This window comes from Xenorhabdus sp. KJ12.1, assembly GCF_963876495.1.
Classification (GTDB): Bacteria; Pseudomonadota; Gammaproteobacteria; order Enterobacterales; family Enterobacteriaceae; genus Xenorhabdus; species Xenorhabdus stockiae.
On record NZ_CAWNQH010000072.1, the window covers coordinates 112,071 to 130,606 of the forward strand.

The 18,536-nt window shown below is 36.9% G+C and carries 16 protein-coding genes and 2 pseudogenes; 17 read left to right on the forward strand and 1 reads right to left on the reverse strand.

Annotated elements, in window-relative coordinates:
- Positions 1-139: 139 nt before the first annotated feature.
- From AACS92_RS12050 to AACS92_RS12060, 3 genes and pseudogenes are all read left to right on the forward strand, one after another.
- Positions 140-566, forward strand: a pseudogene (locus AACS92_RS12050) (ISKra4 family transposase); the annotation flags it as partial.
- Between the two features lie 238 nt (positions 567-804).
- Positions 805-1,692, forward strand: a complete 888-nt coding sequence (locus tag AACS92_RS12055) for a DNA replication terminus site-binding protein (RefSeq protein ID WP_099108595.1) — start codon at positions 805-807, stop codon at positions 1,690-1,692.
- Between the two features lie 259 nt (positions 1,693-1,951).
- Positions 1,952-2,380, forward strand: coding sequence for a ProQ/FINO family protein (locus AACS92_RS12060; protein WP_099108596.1), 429 nt, complete (start codon positions 1,952-1,954; stop codon positions 2,378-2,380).
- 363 nt (positions 2,381-2,743) lie between these two features.
- Here the strand turns inward: AACS92_RS12060 and AACS92_RS21910 are convergent.
- Positions 2,744-2,881 (reverse strand): annotated as a pseudogene (locus AACS92_RS21910) (IS1 family transposase); the annotation flags it as partial.
- A gap of 442 nt (positions 2,882-3,323) precedes the next feature.
- Between AACS92_RS21910 and AACS92_RS12065 the strand changes: the two are divergent.
- The 14 genes from AACS92_RS12065 (at position 3,324) to AACS92_RS12130 (ending at position 18,408) form a co-directional block, all read left to right on the forward strand.
- Positions 3,324-4,976, forward strand: a complete 1,653-nt coding sequence (locus AACS92_RS12065; protein WP_193756852.1) for a GH3 family domain-containing protein — start codon at positions 3,324-3,326, stop codon at positions 4,974-4,976.
- On the forward strand, positions 4,969-5,820 hold the full coding sequence (locus AACS92_RS12070) for an alpha/beta hydrolase (protein ID WP_099108599.1): 852 nt from the start codon (positions 4,969-4,971) through the stop codon (positions 5,818-5,820). Before AACS92_RS12065 ends, AACS92_RS12070 begins: the two co-directional genes overlap by 8 nt.
- Positions 5,817-6,893, forward strand: coding sequence for an enolase C-terminal domain-like protein (locus AACS92_RS12075; protein ID WP_099108600.1), 1,077 nt, complete (start codon positions 5,817-5,819; stop codon positions 6,891-6,893). The genes AACS92_RS12070 and AACS92_RS12075 overlap by 4 nt, the downstream gene beginning before the upstream one ends.
- The gene (locus AACS92_RS12080) at positions 6,886-8,604 is read left to right on the forward strand and encodes a thiamine pyrophosphate-binding protein (RefSeq protein WP_099108601.1); all 1,719 of its coding nucleotides are present in this window, start codon (positions 6,886-6,888) and stop codon (positions 8,602-8,604) included. The genes AACS92_RS12075 and AACS92_RS12080 overlap by 8 nt, the downstream gene beginning before the upstream one ends.
- A gap of 8 nt (positions 8,605-8,612) precedes the next feature.
- On the forward strand, positions 8,613-9,278 hold the full coding sequence (locus AACS92_RS12085; protein ID WP_099108602.1) for a hypothetical protein: 666 nt from the start codon (positions 8,613-8,615) through the stop codon (positions 9,276-9,278).
- Between the two features lie 185 nt (positions 9,279-9,463).
- Positions 9,464-10,141 carry an SDR family oxidoreductase gene (locus AACS92_RS12090; RefSeq protein ID WP_099108603.1) on the forward strand — a complete coding sequence of 226 codons (678 nt, stop codon included), beginning with the start codon at positions 9,464-9,466 and terminating at the stop codon, positions 10,139-10,141.
- 323 nt (positions 10,142-10,464) lie between these two features.
- Positions 10,465-11,652 carry an MFS transporter gene (locus tag AACS92_RS12095; protein ID WP_206602233.1) on the forward strand — a complete coding sequence of 396 codons (1,188 nt, stop codon included), beginning with the start codon at positions 10,465-10,467 and terminating at the stop codon, positions 11,650-11,652.
- Positions 11,653-12,416: 764 nt separating this feature from the next.
- Positions 12,417-12,854: a hypothetical protein gene (locus tag AACS92_RS12100; protein ID WP_099108605.1), complete on the forward strand. Its 438-nt coding sequence runs from the start codon at positions 12,417-12,419 to the stop codon at positions 12,852-12,854.
- 52 nt (positions 12,855-12,906) lie between these two features.
- Entirely contained in the window at positions 12,907-13,965 is a 1,059-nt protein-coding gene (locus AACS92_RS12105; RefSeq protein WP_099108606.1) for a hypothetical protein, read from the forward strand.
- Positions 13,966-14,189: 224 nt separating this feature from the next.
- Positions 14,190-15,230: an IS481 family transposase gene (locus AACS92_RS12110; protein WP_099108607.1), complete on the forward strand. Its 1,041-nt coding sequence runs from the start codon at positions 14,190-14,192 to the stop codon at positions 15,228-15,230.
- 827 nt (positions 15,231-16,057) lie between these two features.
- Positions 16,058-16,609 (forward strand): hypothetical protein, encoded by a 552-nt coding sequence (locus AACS92_RS12115; RefSeq protein ID WP_099108609.1) that lies wholly within the window; start codon positions 16,058-16,060, stop codon positions 16,607-16,609.
- Positions 16,610-16,785: 176 nt separating this feature from the next.
- Positions 16,786-17,154 (forward strand): hypothetical protein, encoded by a 369-nt coding sequence (locus AACS92_RS12120; RefSeq protein ID WP_099108610.1) that lies wholly within the window; start codon positions 16,786-16,788, stop codon positions 17,152-17,154.
- A 196-nt stretch (positions 17,155-17,350) separates the two neighbouring features.
- A complete protein-coding gene (locus AACS92_RS12125; protein WP_099108611.1) occupies positions 17,351-17,629 on the forward strand; it encodes a hypothetical protein in 279 nt (92 codons plus the stop codon).
- 23 nt (positions 17,630-17,652) lie between these two features.
- The gene (locus AACS92_RS12130) at positions 17,653-18,408 is read left to right on the forward strand and encodes a hypothetical protein (protein WP_193756853.1); all 756 of its coding nucleotides are present in this window, start codon (positions 17,653-17,655) and stop codon (positions 18,406-18,408) included.
- Positions 18,409-18,536: the final 128 nt, after the last annotated feature.

Genomic DNA, 18,536 nt, shown 5'->3' on the forward strand with positions numbered 1-18,536 from the left:
AACGAAAAGTTCGCAAAAATAGGACTGAGTGTCTTTGACTCGCCTATCATTTTGACAAGCTATTTACACCCTATTGCTACAGGCAAGTCTGTTCAAAAAATAGGCTTGCCGTACAATAATTCTCTATATCCAAACTGATCCCGTGGAGGGATTTCGGGTTTACCGGTGCGCTTGTGAGAAAAATTTAACCCAAACCGTTAGCTTGCTCAATCACTGGAGTGATACGCGTACTCACCCGGAACTCAGGTACATAGAAACCCGGGAGGCTTCACTGATGTGACCGCTAATCTGCTCAAAGATATTCTCCCGGCGGGAGAACACGTTAATGCTGCCACCGTCAGAAATCATCTTTGCCAGACAGCCAAGAGACCGAATTAGAGGGGTTACCTGATTTTCTCCTCGGAGATCCCAGAGAATGGGAAAACTTACCTAAACCGGGAAAACCGATGACGGTGGGCATTGATGGCGGCTACGTTAGAAATCGGGACGACAGAAAACATCATTTCGAAGTCATCGTCGGAAAATCATTCGCGGCTAATGTTCCGACCAAACGTTTTGGTTTTGTGTAATGTCTGGAAAATCATCCCCGAAGAAAACTCATTGCCCCGTTACCGTAGTATAACATTAGGCCAAATCGCAGTAAGGCATTCTCACTGAAGATTAAAATGTGATTTACCTCTACCACATTGTCAAAATAACTATTTGAATAAAATTTAATTAATTTTTTCAAAGCAGTTTTTTTTTGCTACAAATGTTCTTATTGACTACAGTAAATACTGTATAAAATATCAGGGGTATCAAGTAATGAATTTAAAAAAGACATTTAATAAGCTTCAAGACGAATTGCGAGAGCTGAAAAAATTAATCAGTACCAGTTCGCCTTTGTTTGCTTGTGTTTCCGATATTCCACCAATTTTGCGTGGTGCAGAGAACGAAGTGATAAAAAAAGTTGATCCGATTCAGTTATACGGCCATGAAGCGATACTGAAAGCGACTAATACTTGGCTTGATCTGCATATCAAAGATGCATATTCCCAGAAAGCTGCGCGTCGTGCTGCCGGGGTACTCTGGTTTCCTTCTGATGATAAGACTTTTGTTACCGAGTTAATTAGACTGCTTGAACAAATTAATGTACTAAAAGGGAATATTGAAAATCATATCATTAACAATTATCAAAGTAGGAGTGAAAGGTTTGAAGAGCTTCATAATCAATGTGCAGGTGTAATGACTCTGCATCTGTATCGACAAATCCGCTGGTGGAAAGATAAAAAAATTTCGGCTGTCAGATTCTGTTGGCAGAAAAAGGAGTCTTTGCTGGTGCCGGATAAAGCCGAGCTACTTATCAGGATGGGAAAAGATAGCCGGGACGATAAGAGCCAAACATTACCTATGCATCAGTTAATGCAGAAAGTCATGTCTGTACCAGAAGAGCTATTACGAATTCGCCGCAGTTTAAAAATTCAGCCTGTGGCTAATGTGACTTTTGCCAGTGATCTCAAGCCCTCTGGTTTGCTGAAGACTGTTACAGCGCCGATGCCCTATATAATTATTCAAAACGAAAGACCTGAGATAAAAATGTTGGGTAGCTTTGATGCTTTGGAACGTGAAAAACGTATGCCACGTAATGACCGTTTGAAGACCGAAATACTCGGAAATTTTCACGGTGAAAGAGTCGAAATGGTCATAAAATGAACTATCTTAATAGTGAACTACATAAGATCATACTTTCCTATAATGTGAAGTCGTCTTATGAAAATGATAGTAGTTCCTTGATATAATAAAAATCTTAATTTTTGGATATGGATAAGTAAAAACTGAAAGTTACCAATTATCGGTATTTAATGAAATTTTTCATTCTTCTTGGTTTTTTTGCGCAAAAAAATCAATTTATTCTTCATATTCAATGAAAGTTAACTTTTCTGAAAAACACATTTATTGAGCCTATAATTATATGAATAACGCACGACCTGTATTAACTTTAAAGCGGAAAAGCACATTATCAACTACTGAAGTACCAGATAATTCAGTGCCAAAATCACTACAACATGTATCAGAGCAACAAAAAAAAACAAAAAAACAAAAAAACATAGACCGAATAGCGAAGCATTGGGGGTTATTTAATGAGCCTAAAGCTTATCCACTTATGGTTGGTATTGATAAGCAGATAATAACAGATGCTGTAGTACGCGGATTAGATGTGACAGAATCTAATATTAAAAAAGGTTTATACGCTTATGTGAATCGCAAAATTTATTTAAAAGCGCTCATTGCGGGGGGTAGTCGATTTGATATGAATGGACAACCTAACGGAGAAGTCACGCCAGAGCAACAGGAAGGCGCAAAGCAGAAGCTAGTAGAATGGCAACAAGAAAGACAGTAATTGTTCGAATATAGTTGAGTCATTAAATTTAGTTAGAGAGCATAAAACTGTGATAAATGAGTCTATATATTAAATAGTTAGATTGAGCATTAAAGTTTGCAGGCTTGATAGGAGTGAGTTTGGAGATCGGAAATTTTTGTATGTTAAGCTCATTTTTAAACCAATTTAGGTACGTAATGGATTGATTTGACATCAGTGGCTATCGCTTTTAAGTTATCGCTCTTTCGGTATCGCATTTAAGTTATCCGATTAGACAAAATCCTCTGAAAACGCCGTATAGCGCGAGAGTACATCCTATTGCTATAGGTAAGTCTGTTAAAAAAACAGTTACCGTACAATAATTTTCTATATCCAAACTGACCCCTGATAGGTGTATACCAACTGAAAGACCTTACGGCACACATAACAGCGATAACGGTGATGACCACTGTTTCTTTTTCCATGCCCTTTGACATGTTCTGATTTGTGATAATAACAGCAATAGACGTCAACTTTAGCCATGCTTTATCTTCATCACTAAAAATCGGAAAGTCTGCCATAACTAGCTATTTAATACATGACCCTTTTCTTTTTGATAAATAGTTTATGAAAACATTTCTGATATCTTTTTTTATCCAACCAAAAAATATTTTCATAATTTATTGAAAATAATAAAAGTTATAATTTTTTTGAAAAAATATACCCGCTCAGCGTGATAACTTTTTTTCATTAGTATTTAAGAAATTTATTCATATAGTATCACTATTTGTTATTGGTATTTAAATATTCATTAAACTTTTCTGAAAGTTAATTCATTTGTAATGAAAAAATTAAAAAAATAATTGTCTATTTTTTATAATATGGAAGAAAGAAAGTTTTCTTAAAGAAATTCTATTCATTTTTAGAACCTCTGATGCGAAGTTATTTTTACATTATGTTATTTATTTTATATAAGGTAATTGTTATGAGAAGTTATAATGACGAAATGAAATATAAATTTAAGATAAAAACCGATTTTTTTAAAAGTGATTTTTTTGAGAAACTACAAAACCCGTTAGTTGCACAGAATGAAGTTTTACATGATATTTATGAAATAACTCGTTATGCCAATTTTTGGCAGGAGAATGGGGCTAATCTTTCAACTATCGAAAATATGAAAAAAACTGTCCCTATTTCTTCTTATAATTATTTTGAAGAACCAATTAAAAGAGAAATAATAACAAAAGGAGGAGTGCTAACTAACAGTCCAGTTATTCGTTGGTTAAAAACAAGTGGTACAACAGGAAAACCAAAATACATACCTTATACTTATCATTGGATGCAAAAATATCGCGTTCCAGCTATGTATACTATGTGGGATACTTTTATAAATTCTTGTCCACATATTTTATTACAGAAATATTCTGTGCTTGATACTCAAACAACTAGAGAAACAGTACTACCAAGCGTATACGGACTAACTCACCAATCAATAAGTAATAGACATCCACATATTAGTAATCACGATTGGACTCCGCCTTGGAATGATGAGCCTTGGTATGGTACTGATATACCAAGTGATCATGATGGGAGAAGTTATGTAAGGCTTCGCTATTTCTTAGAAAAGGATTTGCGAGCAATTACATCTATCAATCCCAGTATGATTCTTTCATTATATGATAAACTCCATATGTTTAAGGAATCCCTAGTTAAGGATGTTCATGATGGTACATTTAAAGGAGAAAGGAATAATCATTTTTTACCTAACCCACAAAGGGCAAAAAATATAGAACTCCAACTAGAAAAAAATCATTTTTCATTACGTGATATTTGGCCTAAACTAAGTTTTTACTCATGCTGGACTTCTGCCAGTGCATCTCATTATATATCTAAATTAAATGAAATTATTCCTGATGCTACTATTGTTCCATTCATGACATGTGGGACCGAAGGGGTTGTGACTATTCCTATTTCTCCAAGTATAGAATCTCAACCCTTAGCTATTAACCAAGCCATTTTTGAATTTATTCCAGCTGAAATAGAACCTGAACAGTGGCTAGGTAAATATGAGGAAAATACGCTTTCACCAATGGAGTTAAAACCGGGAAAACGTTATCATATTATTATGTCTCAAGCTCATGGGTTGCTACGTTTATGGACTGGAGATATCTTTGAAGTCACAGAAGTAACTCCCGAAGGAACGCCGTGGGTGTTTTTTGTCGAACGTTATGGCGTCTTCCACTCTTTTACAGGTGAGAAATTAACTCACCATGATCTCTCGACTGCATTTGAATACACGTTCAGGGCATTAGAAGGAAAGAAAATGCCCTATATTATAGCACCTAAATGGGAAACCATTCCTTATTATATTTGCGTTGTTGAATCATCAAAACGAATAGATGCAAATGTTTTTTCAGAGCAATTAGATAAAGAAATATCCGTTGTTAATATTGAGTATGCATCTAAAAGAAGTAGTGGCCGACTTGCTGCTCCTAGAGTATTTGTGTGTCCACCTGATACATTAAGGAAACATTTTGAAAGAGGAAGAAATGAAAAAAATGGAAATCAGCATAAATTCAAACATCATCAAATTGACAGCAAAATAGTTGAAAATTTTTGGGGAAATTCTTATGTATAGTAATATAGAAACTATAAAAAAAATAACTCACTTAAATAATGAGTTAGTAGTTCATAGTTGGATTCCTAATGCAATAGAATCAATCGTTATATATGTACATGGGCTACAGAGTCATGCTGCTTGGTCATGGGAATTTGCTTTAGACTTTACACAAAAAAATGCAGTATTTATTTGCATGGATCGTCCCGGAAGCGGAATCAGTCTCGAAAAACATGATGAATTTCCTTGTGCTGAATATGTTATATCGTCATACAGAAAACTATTTGAACATGTATTTACAATTTATCCTGATATACCTGTAATTGCAGTTGGTCACTGTCTAGGGGGATCTATATTAACTGCCACACTAGCGCAAAGCCCATCCATAGTTAAAAAATTGAAAGCGATATCTATCGTTTCATCATGGTTGGATAAAATGCATACATCTTTAGATATACAACAACAGAGAACAATATTAAATGATAAAAGTGATGATTTATGGGATGTCGGATTATTCCCAGAAGACTTTTCTTCCTTAAAGAAATATCAAGATTTTATATATCAAGATCCATTAACTATTCGCGCTATAAAATTAAAAACACGTAAAAATATTTTTATGTTAGAAGATAAATACATTTCTCTTCATGCTCCATTTTCTACCATAAGATCACAATATATTTCTTCCTATGGTGATCGTGTTATTGATGTTAAATCAGCAATCACAGCATACATGAAATATTATGGAGAAGAATGGACAATACATTTATTTGGTTCTAAAGATCATTACATACCTTTTACAAAGTATCGCCAACAGTTAGCTAACATAATTCTAAGTATGATTCATGATGTTGAGACTATAGTATGAGTAATGCAAAGGCTTATATTCATAAAGTAAAAGAAAAAATGGCAGTTCCATTTAAACATGCGAAATTTTCTCGTTGGTCAAGCGAATCTATTATTTTGGAGTTAAATGTTGATGGAGTAACAGGTTATGGTGAATGTGCACCACGCCTTTATGTTACTGGAGAATCAATTGATATAGTTCAAAAAAAATTGTCTTCTTGGATCAATGAACGGTTAATTAGTGTTGCAAATTCTTTGTTATCAGGAATTTCTTTTAATGAATTATTGGTTCATGAATTCAATATACTAAAAGGTGCTGGACCTAATACATTTTGCGCCATTGAACTTGCCATTATGGATTGGTTTGAAAAGCGAACAGAGATGTCTTTAAGCCCACCACCGATAGTAGATAGCGCTCCTTTTATTCCCGTACTCGATAGTTATGGGCGCTGGAATGTTTCTAGTAGTGTAATCTCTAGATCCCGGCTAGTTAAATTGAAATTAGCGGATACATTAGAAGAAACTTGTAAACGAATTATTGAAATTCGTCAGAATACATCTGCTGTCATTCTTCTTGATGTCAATAATGCTTGGTCGAAAAAAGAAATACCTACAGCTATACCATATTGTATGGATGCTGGTGCAGAATGGTTTGAAGAACCCTGTGGGGTACGAGACTATCAAACATTAAGAAACATTCGTGCTTATGGCGCAAAGATATTATTAGATGAATCCATACAAAACGAAAATGATGTAATAACAGCTTTTGAAGAGGAATCTGTTGATGGTGTCAATATTCGTATTGCGAAATGCGGAGGTATTTTTAGTGCCAGAAAACTCGCAAAATTAGCTAAGGAAAAAAATATATCTCGTTATTATGGTGTTCAAGTTGCTGAAATAGGTACATTGATCACTGCCGGACGGCTGCTTGCATTATCTGATCCTTATCCTTTAGGAATAGAAGCAGGGCAATCCGATATTTTTTTTAACTCAAATATTCTTTGGGTAACATCTTCCGCCTTATTACGTAATGAGGGAATAATTACCCGCACATTTAATGATCAACTAAACGGCAGGAATCCGGCATATGATTGATGATTTTACAGTACCTTCAACTTACATCAGTTTAGATTCGAATAAGAATGACTACTATTTTTCCGATTGGTTAAAAAAATATCTTAAGCAACATGGAATAAATACATTTATTTTTAATCCGGGTGCCTCATTTAGAGGATTGCATGATTCTCTTGTTAATGATGATGAGATAACAATAATAATGGCGTGTCATGAAGAAATAGCTGTCGCTTTTGCGCATGGTTATTACAAAGCCAGTGGGCGTTTAATCTGTGTCTTGATTCACGCGAATGTTGGTGTCTTGCATAGTGCAATGGCTCTATTCAATGCTTGGTGTGACCGAGTTCCTTTACTGTGTTTAGTTGGTAATGGACCGTTAGCTGCGGGGAAACGTCGTCCTTGGATAGACTGGATACATACAGCACATGATATTTTTGCTCCAGTTCGTGGTTATACCACATTGGCTGCTGTATCCGCCGATCAGTGGGGAACTGCGCATGATATAAGACGTGCTATCCGAACAGTGATGACAGAATCTCATCTTGGGCCTGCGGTGGTTGCTATAGATGCAGACCACCAAGAATCAATCGCAGAAAATAGGGTTTTGCGCCTTGGCCCGATAGATACAGAAAAATGTGTGCAACGAGTTGACCCATTTCATATAAAATGTGCGGCTAAATTTCTTTCTGTAGCACAGCGCCCACTTATCATTGTAGAAAGAACAGGGCGGCAGAAAGGGTTCATGCAGGCTTTAAGTAACTTATCTGATGCCTTAAATGTTAAGATACCAGTATTAGAATGCGGCTATTATGAAAATTCAATTACTCGAAATTTAGAAAATAATTGGCTGAGGTTAGAATCCGCAACACTAGATGTCGCTCCCGACATGATATTAGCGTTGGATACGATAGACCCTCTTGGCTACTTAGAAACATTAGTTGATACAGATGATCTGAAAGAATCAGTTTTTATTAGTGTAAATACACCGGGGGTTGCCCTGTCTGGGTGGTCTTCTGATACGGGGATCGAATCCCCGGGTGTTGTTTACAATGGGGATATTGTTGAATTTCTATTATCGACCGCTAAATATGTAGAGCCTCATAAGGCTCCCCTCCCTGTGTATATAAAAAGTAAAAATCTTCCTGAATCGGTATTAAAAAACGCAATGAAAACGATTTCGGATACATTTGATACAGCATCCATCAACATTCGGATAGTCAATGGCGGCAGTACTCAAATTGATCAGAGTATTCGTTCTGTATTTGTATTTAAACATGAAGCTAATTTTTTAGGGATGAATGGTGGTGGTGGACTTGGATATGGATTACCTGCATCACTCGGTGCGGCAATGGCTATGCGGGAAGACAATACGGGGGAGTTAGCAGTTTCTTTTCTCGGTGATGGAGATTTTCTCTATACACCCAGTAGCTTATGGACAGCAGCAGCTAAAAACATCCCTATCTTATTAATAATAATTAATAATGGACAATATTTTAATTCAGTAGAACACGCAAAAATAGTTTCCGAAGATCGTCAGCGTTCAACATCTCCTCGTATTGCGACAACATTTGATGAGTCTCCCATAGACTTTATCAGCCTAGCTCATGGATTTGATATTCAAGCTGCAAGCGTATCAATAGAAGATAATTATTTATTATCACAAACAATACTTGATGCCGTTTCATACATTAGTGGAAAATCACGTCCATTTATTATCAATATACAGGCTTAAATATAACTATGAATATCAAAAATATTCCATCATTTAGTGTTAGTGAAATAAAAGGTCGTATTGGTGTATATGGTTTTGCAAAAAGCTATATTAGTAATGGAGTAAACGATAATATATTACCCCCTTATTTTTTTAGAGGAGAGATTAATGATTTAGCTCTAGCTAATGAAAAATTAAATGTATCAATGAAATCTAAAATATTAAGTGAGGAAATGGAGTTAATTTGGTTAATTGATACTGACAAGGGGGAGAAATGTCGATTTAGTGGTTTCATGTTCGGAAATGATCTTACCGATTTAGGGGAATTCCGGTTGGATTCTGCTAGAATACTGCACGCAAAATTACCTCAAGCAAGTATCTCTGAAAATTATTGGCTAAGTTCGCAGCCCCCATCTTCGTTTGATATTACAGTCACTCGATATCGCAGTAATAATGTAAAAAATTACACATCTTCAATAGGAATGAACTACCTTTCAATACCATTAGATATGGCCTTAAAAGCTGTTTCTAATATGGTTGGATGGAAACACTTTGATAAGATTTTGCTTTTCACTGGAGCACCACGAGGCTTTGCTTGGAAAGATGATCCTGCATTACACAATGATCGATTTGAACTATTTGTTGAAGGAATAGGTAGTGTTCTTAACAATAAAATTCATTATTCTGACGAATAGGATTTTTAATTTCATATTAAATAAATAAATTTTTTATGATAAATAAAATATTTACGTTAAATTATTTTATTGTTATTTCAACAAAAATAACATGAATAATTTGATATTTTTTTATTGTTAATAGAAAATTGAATAGTATCATTGGATTAATTTTTATTAAAGTAATTTATTATTTAGGAGTAATTATGGAACGAGTTCTAGTTGTTGGCGGACTGTCAGGTATTGGGAAATCAGTGGTAGAGTATTTAAAAATGGATTTTATAGTTGAAACACTTTCTCGGAGTGAAAAAATTTCTGATTTAAATCAGATAAAGCATCACTCTATTGATGCAACAATTCCTCATGCTTTAAAAAATTATTTTTATTCGCTTCATCCATATGAACATGTAGTTGTCACTGCGGGCGATACCCCAATGGGTAGCCTACATTTATTATCTGATGAGGAAGCTAGGTATGCCATAACTAATAAATTTTGGCTTTCTTATGTGGTAGCGAGAGATATTCCTTGGAGAAAATCGCTAACATTTATAAGTGGATCTTTATCTGTACGTCCGGGAGAAAATTCGGCTTTACAATCAGCAATTAATGCAGGTATTGAAGGAATGACTAGAAGCATTGCTTTGGAATGTGCACCGGCTCGTGTAAATTGCATATCTCCGGGAGTTATTAATGCAGGACGATGGGATAGAGTAGCGCAGGATATTAGACAAAAATCAATGGAAAGTGCGTCAAGGCGCACATTAGTAGGCCATGTTGGGAATCCTCTACATATTGCACAAGCAGTTAAATTTATTATTGAATGTGATTATCTGACTGCCGAAATTATTTATGTTGATGGTGGTTCCCGTTTTGGTCAGACGTGAATTATTTAGTGCTTTATTTTTATTCAAGAAAGAGTATTTGATATAGGCATGGAAGCCTCTTATTCAGTCATTTTTAGGTGAATTAATAGTATATTATTTTTTTTAAAAAATTATGATGTGATTTATCACTTTAATAGATTATCTCGGTTACGCAAATCGAACTAGAATTAAGCACAACGTCATCATTAAACGATAATAACATTAAACTCATCCTTTTTATGTAAAAAGTATGTTTCAATTATTTATGATGACGTAATTGTTTGTTTTAAAGAAAAAAATAATTTACCTCAATCAATATGTCCATTATCGGAGATAAAATTTTCATGCAAAATAGCCAGATCAATACAGCGAGTTGGGGTGCTATGATGTTAATGGTTGTAACTGCTCTGCTAGTTATGACTCAACTCTATCTGGCGATCCCGTTACTGACATATGTTGATCATTATTTCAGCCCTACGAATTCAAAAACGGTTACGTTTGCCCTTGCAACCAGTTTTAGTCTGGCTTATGCGGGAGGCTTTCTGATTTGGGGGCCAATATCAGACCAGTATGGGCGACGTCCAGTGATGTTAATAGGAGTGACTGTATTATCACTTACTACATACGCCTGTGCGTTTGCACCATCATTGTCGTGGTTAATTGTATTACGGATGGTACAGGGAATGACAGCATCTAGTTTTGCGCCGACAGCACTGGCTTATCTTGCTGAAGCCGTTCCAGTACGCCATCGTGCAACAGCGATTGGTGCGATGTCTACCTCATTTCTTGTAGCCGGTATTTTTGGGCAGGTTCTAGCAGCTTCAGTAGCATTGAGATGGGACTGGTACTGGGTATTTCTGATAACAGGCACAATGTTGATCGTTACAGTTCCATTCATCGTATGGATGGTGAAAGAGCCTGTAAAAGCGGGTGTTGAAGGGCATCTTGGACATCGATTTATTGCGTTGGGCAAAACAGTTATGCGCCCTTCGGTATTATTACTATCCTGTGCGCACATCACATTATTGTTATCATTCGTTGCAATGTATACCGCACTGGGTCCACATCTGGGTTCTTTGGGACTGGACCCTACTAACGTTATCCTCTTACGTTTGGTTGGTTTGCCCGGCATGTTTGCGTCATTGCTGGTTGGAAAGCTTGCTGCTCGAATAAGAATATCCGGTGTAGCAATTGTTGGCTATGTAACCGCCGCTATAGGTTTAGTTCTAGAGGCTATATTTTCACAATTCCTTGCTGGAATTATCATCGGTAGTCTTTTTTTTGTAATTGGAGTTGCTCTCGCAATCCCTGCAATGATCACACAATTTGGAGAAGTGTCTATGCCAAACCGCGCTGGAGGTATGGCGCTTAACGGCTTTATCTTATTTATTGGTGCTAGTGTGGGACCACTCATTGTTTCCGATATAACTAATTTTTCCGTGCTGTTGATAAGTATTGCAAGTGTACTTTTTTTAGCGTCTGGCTTTGTTGCAGGAAGTGTGTCATTAGCTAAATGTGTAACAAGGCGATGAAGTTCATATCTTTTAATTGTCTGGAGTGATGACAAAATCTTGGACGATATGTAAAGTTCAGGAATATTTGGACTAGTGGGAGGATTATCCTCCCATTTTTCATTGAGGATAAAAAATATTAAAATTACGGCAATGTAGCGTATGAAAGATGAGTAAAATTGTTATGATTCATGGGTGATTACTTAAGTCGGGAGGATAACATCTTTGATGTTCCCGATTATATTTTTTTCAATCTTCTTCTTTTAAGAAGAAAAAACACTCTCACAAAACTACGAAGAACAATAATTCCTATTGCTGCTGATATAACAATTGTACTAAAAGACCAATCAATTGAATCTATTATTCGACTCAAATCACTTAAATTTACGAAAAATGGGCTAATAAACAAAATGATAAAACACAAAACAAAATCAAAAGTAAACTCCATTAATTTCATGCTGTTATATGACATTTCTATACTCCATTCTATCTACTTAGTGCATTATAACGGATTTTAACTGCGGAAAAAATAATTTACTGTATTTTTGCCATTACTTCGCAAACAAACTTATTGTAACCATATATGCATGATAAGAAATCGTGATCAACCTATGATGAGCGACTTTGAAAGGGAAAAATTCTCATGTGATGCTAAATTGTAGTCAACATAACTTCCGGCACATTTAACTGAGAAAAAGATAAAAAATATTCGTCCAACTATTCGGTTCTCTATATCTGCGTGAGATTATCTTTTCGTAATCAAAAATAACCATGCGGAACAAAATATGAAAATTTTTTCTGATATCACTTCTTACTTAAGTATTTCCAATCGCAAACCAATAATGGGTCGGGTACACAGCAATGTTAGTCGCTGGTGGGATAAAAAGACTCGTTCTTCACGTATTCGCGTCAAAATTGTTTTATGGCTTGATAGTGATCATAAAAATGACAGAGTGATTATTTCAAGTGAGGTTGTTTTGAATAGTGAAAAAACAGCTCCTGAACAAAATGTGGATATGGACCTCCAGATTCTTCACTACGTTTATGATCCCATTCAACGTTGCATGGTGGAAAGCCACCCAGAAGAGTCTAAATGCATCGACGGGCAATTAAGAGGCAATGGAGGTGAATCCATGTATGTGTCACTGTGTGAGCCAATTACGGCAATGAAACTGTATGTACGAGGTCCAATCACTGGTATCAAAGGTTATCTCAGATACTGATTTTTATGGGGTTACATCCACTTTTTTCTCTTACATTTTAGCCGGAGCCATAATGATGGCTATAACGACAATTCTCCGTGACGCTTCTTTACAGCATGAAATAGATCGCAATTTGAAAATCAGTTCACAGAAGATAACAATTCCAAAAATGGATATTATTCTGAAAGAGATCAACCACTATCCGCTTGTTGATAAAGAAAATTTTGAGTTTGATATTTCTTCTCATGGACTTAAAACAGACAAAGATGAATTCGGGAATTACATTTCTGAATTAACTCAGTCAGCTTGGCTGGGATTTTCATTATGCTATGACTATTTTTTGAATGGAAAAGAGAACGCTTCACTCATCAATACTGAAGAATCACCTGTTGTAGTAGATGAGGAGTCAGTATGTAAAGATATTGAACTTAATACCCAAACTCAAAATACAGAGCAAATACTTATTTTTTCTGAAGAAAATAACATTGATTATGAAGGTACTCTTGCTGATATAGAACCAATTAAACGCACTTTTAATAAATGCCTTTATGAAAATAAAAGTGATGCAACTAAAAGAGCGAAGTGTGTCAGTAAAAATAAAGGGATGCCTATGTGGATTCATCCGGGAAACGATGAGCATGGCTGGCATATCTCCAGCCACGGTTTTTCTGTCACTAAGCGACCTGATATACCGTTGACAATCCGCATGATTGACGAAAAACAAATCTTCTGCGGCTTTCCTCTGTCTCATGCAGCAGAGAAAATTCATCCGTCTGTTGTTGCTCGTATTGCCTATAGCGGCTCTGTGTTTACTCAGAACGGTGAATATTTTAACGAAAATGTGCTAATGGAATGGGTGGCTGCACAGGCAGATCCGGCGCTTGTTATCAGCATTAATCGCCGAAATAAATATGAGGGTTCAGAAAAGTTATCATATATTCAGGACGTGATCCGAAGGGTTCTAGGTTATACGTCTTACTACCGTTGGATAACACCTGATACTGTGGTTATCGCTATATCACGAGAACAGTACGATTATAGTGAAGCAAGAATGAGAGTTCAAAATCCTCACTGGATACTGAAAACGGTAAGCTGGCCGAACAGTTTTATCCTGAAAGAAAAAAACAAATGATGGAAATAATTTGAGTAAGGATTCCGTTCTAAAAAATGACGTATTATCCGGTTAAAAAAGATGATGGAGGTGCGGTTATGTTTTATGGGAAAGGAGGATTGCAAGTTGGTTCTGAGTTGTATTAGTTCAGATGAGATCTGACACTTCGATTTGAAAAGAAGAGAGTTACCCGCTTTGATTAAAGGTGCTGAATCTTAAATCAAAGAAACTAAGAGGTAACTCTCATGCTACATACTAGCAATCCCATCATTAAACACAAAGCAGGTCTTCTCAATCTTGCTAGGGAGCTGGGCAATGTTTCCCAAGCTTGCAAAGTCATGGGCGTATCACGAGACACGTTTTACCGTTATCAAGAATTGGTTGAAGCCGGTGGTATTGATGCCCTTATCAACCAGAGTAGAAGATCACCCAATCTCAAAAACAGGGTCGATCCAGAAACAGAGCAAGCGGTGGTCAAATATGCGATTGATTACCCAGCATACGGACAAGTGAGAACCAGTAACGAGCTGCGTAAAGTCGGGATATTTGTCTCTCCCAGCGGGGTGCGTTCTATTTGGCTCAGGCACGATCTTGAAAACTTTAAAAAGCGCTTACGGGCGCTCGAAAAGCACGTGGCTGAGACGGGGATTATCTTGACAGAAGCCCAAGTGGTGGCTCTGGAGAGAAAGAAACAGGATGATGAGGCCTGCGGTGAAATCGATACTGTCCATCCTGGCTATTTGGGGTCTCAAGATACGTTCTATGTGGGGACGTTGAAAGGCGTAGGTCGAATTTACCAGCAGACGTTTGTCGATACCTACAGTAAGGTGGCATTTGCCAAACTCTATACGACCAAGACACCGATTACGGCGGCAGATATACTGAATGACAAAGTGCTGCCGTTCTTTGAATCGCATCAATTACCGATGCTAAGAATTTTGACAGATAGGGGTACAGAATATTGCGGGCGTGTCGAATATCACGACTATCAGCTTTATTTAGCCGTCAATGATATCGACCACACAAAAACAAAGGCCCGCTCCCCCCAAACAAACGGCATCTGTGAACGTTTCCATAAGAGCATTTTGAACGAGTTTTACCAAATCACCTTCAGAAAGAAACTGTACATGTCACTCAATGAGTTGCAAACGGATCTGGATGAATGGATAGATAACTACAATTATCATCGCACTCATCAAGGGAAAATATGTTGTGGTCGCACACCAATAGAGACATTATTGGAAGGAAAAACAATTTGGGCTGAAAAAAATCTAACCCGAATTTAATCTGACAGGCACTAAATCAAAATGGGTGACTGTCAGATCAAGTTTGGACTACTACATCTGAGTATCACGAGTCCCTGATTTCTTTCATTAAGAAAGAAAATGAATTAGGACATATTTCCTTGAAAAAACACGAATATTTATATTTTTCAAATGGTATCTTTTGGCTCTCATTTTTCTCAATATATCCGCTTTTCCTGTCTTTTTTTACCTGTTTGATAGAGAACCCTATCTTTTCGATCTTTTTGGCATGATAGGGTTCAGTTTTATCATTACTCTGGTTCTATCAACCGTTAGTATCCTGCGCTTTGACTTGCAAAGTAAGATAGAAAGTATAAATGACCGTTTTGATGATAACAGTTTACTACGTCTCTATATTCTCGGTGTTTCCGATGACGTTATTGGCAGTATCATTCATGCACTCAGACGCACTGGTGACCTAAGTTACGTAGAAATTTACGATATCTTCTGGATGTGCAGTCGCATTAATGCTGGTATTAATGGTAAAAATCTTTTGGGGGAACGTTACAAACTAATTAAAAAGAGAATTCGAAGCCGTCACTTAATAAGAAGATCATGAATATTAAAGTGAGTACGTTCGAAAAAGTGTTTACCGAGAGGAATAATCTGATACCAGATAATGAGTTGGTTTTACTTTGACCTAATTTTTATTGATTAAGTCTATCTGTTATTGTGCTAGCGTAATTTAACCAACGTGTACAGATGACGTAAGGAATTATCAATTGATTATCTTTCAGGAATAAAGATGAAACTCCACCAGCAACTGTTATAAACCAATTGAGCGTGTAAGATTTAATTTGAGGAATGCAATGAATCGTACCTTTTCGGATAAAAGCGTCGTAAGAACATCTATCGCTGAAAAAGCGGATGTTGCACACAAAAAATGGTTCCAAACCACGCCCGACGGAAAAGGACTCCCAGAAGTTCCCGGCGTGTACCGCTTCCGTGTTCCAATGGAACACTCACCTGATGAAAAAATTGAATTTCTATCACTATTACGCTGGCGTAGGCATGGTATGAAAAACATTCTACTTCCGGTGTTCGAATATTTCGTTGATGACGAATTTATCACCATCCCTGAAGGTACTGAGTGGGCGCATCCTGAGCTGGATGATCCTCAGATACTATCGAATGATAGTTTTCCTATTGTCCAGCCGATTTCTAATATCATTTTGCCTTGCCCGTTCTGTAAAACGAAGCCAATACTAAGGGGTCGAAAAATAGATTTGGAAACCGGCGATAAGTTTACAACATCGCTTCCGTATCGTTTCAATCAGTTTTGGTTCGTCTGCTGCGAATGGATTGCTCCCGCACCGCGCCATACGATTAAACGTCTTATTGACGACTGGAATAACCGTTAAAGAATAAGATTATCGTTATATCTATGACTGGTATTTTTTTTGTCATTTTATAGTTTGGAAATTACGTAAAAGTGCTGTTGTTATAGTTGATCATTAAACAAACCATTTCTTATTAGGGGATTTACCGGCACCAACGGCAACTGATCTTAGATTTAATTATGACGGAAAATATCATTATGTTCATTTTTGATGAAAATACGTTCCGAATAGAACTGGGACTCACCTGTCCTGATAATGAATTTAACAGTGAATGCATTGAATTTATTATGAAAATAAGGCGGCATTACCCAGAGTTGGCTCATTGGAGTAATGCAGGTGTGTATTTTGCGTGGGGAGCATACTCACAGGATATCTACGCCATCAGCTGGGTAGACTGGATAACCGAACGCGACAATGGTTTTATCGCCTATTGCTATATTTCCCAGCTACGACCAACGTTTGATTTTGGCGGTACAGGGCTATATGACACAGACATTTGGGAACTAGGTGAACAGGAACCGTGGAAACATAAACAGTTACCAGTGCTACCCAATTGGGTGTCGTGACTGCTCCCCGCCCTATCGGGCGAGGGTTTACGGCAGATTTTGCTAAAATCCCCGTAAACTATGATAGTGAACTTATCAAGAAAGTGGGCGCAAATCCCCTATCAGGTTCACATGCAAAGTTTTCATGATTATTCATTCTCAGTGAAAAATCATAAAATCATCAGGATCACCTGCTGGAAGAATAAATGGAGAATGGATGAATAAATTAGCCATTATACCGCTACTGCTCCTGCTGGCATCCTGCTCAATGGGGCTTAGCTTTGATGAACGATATCAGCGAGCATATGACGATGTTGTTCAGGAACCAACCGCAGAGAACGTTGAGAGTTATATGGAGCTAAGTCAACAGCTCGCTGACCGGGATATGCGCAGGGCCAGCAGTGAGGCGGAAAAGGCCACAAGAGAGAGTGATAAAGGTTTCACTGAATATTTTAAAAAATATGGCAGTGAGGAATTCAAAAAGAGTAACCGGTAAAACCCGGGCGTGAGGTGTGATTAATGTACAGTAATGAAAAAGAGTTTTTCGCTGGGGCTATTTGGGCAGCTTCAGCTATGTATCGTATGCATACTGATAGCGTAGTTGTTAAGGATCTGCTTAATGAACTACCGAACGTTCACGAGGTAGCTAAGAACAGTGCTGAATATGATATTCAGCCACTGCGCCTGTTCGTGATGAACTCATTGCCGCTGGGCTACGACGCGACCTATCAGGCTATCAGTTATGGGCCTATCAATTCTCATGGTGAGTTAATTTGCGATCATAGTGATGCTAATCACCTGACAGAAAGTGATTATGAGTCTTACGGTGTTTTTGCTATCGAAGAAAACGACAGCAAAATAATGCTGGTGGTTGATATGGCTACCGGAGAAGAAGCTGAAGGACTGGCTGAAATCTTGAGCGCCCAATTGAGAGAAATTGCTGAGGTACGTGGCGAGGAAAAAATTTATCCATCATACGATAGTAAATTAGGTGATGCTTTATTTCCTAAAAAAGAAGACGAAAATTATTTTGAGTTGGAAGCTCGCAACTTTGCTTCTGAACTGCTGCATAAATACGATGGTAATATTAATTCAGCTAAAGAGTTCCTTGAATTACTTGAATGTTTCACCCCTGAGAGAATACAAGATGTAATAGATAACCCCATATGGTCTACTGAATCAGAAGTCAATCGTTGGAACAACATAATAAAACCAATGATTATAAATAAGGTAAAACAATTCTTTGATTCAGAATTAAAAAATAATATTCTATAATTATAACCCCAGTTTGTTATGAAAGAATCAGGTAATTTTTTCTTTATGGCATGTTTGATTGTTCAATAGCTCGGGACAAAAGCACTCTGTCTAGCTTGATGATGGTGAAGAGCTAATTATAAAGGCCA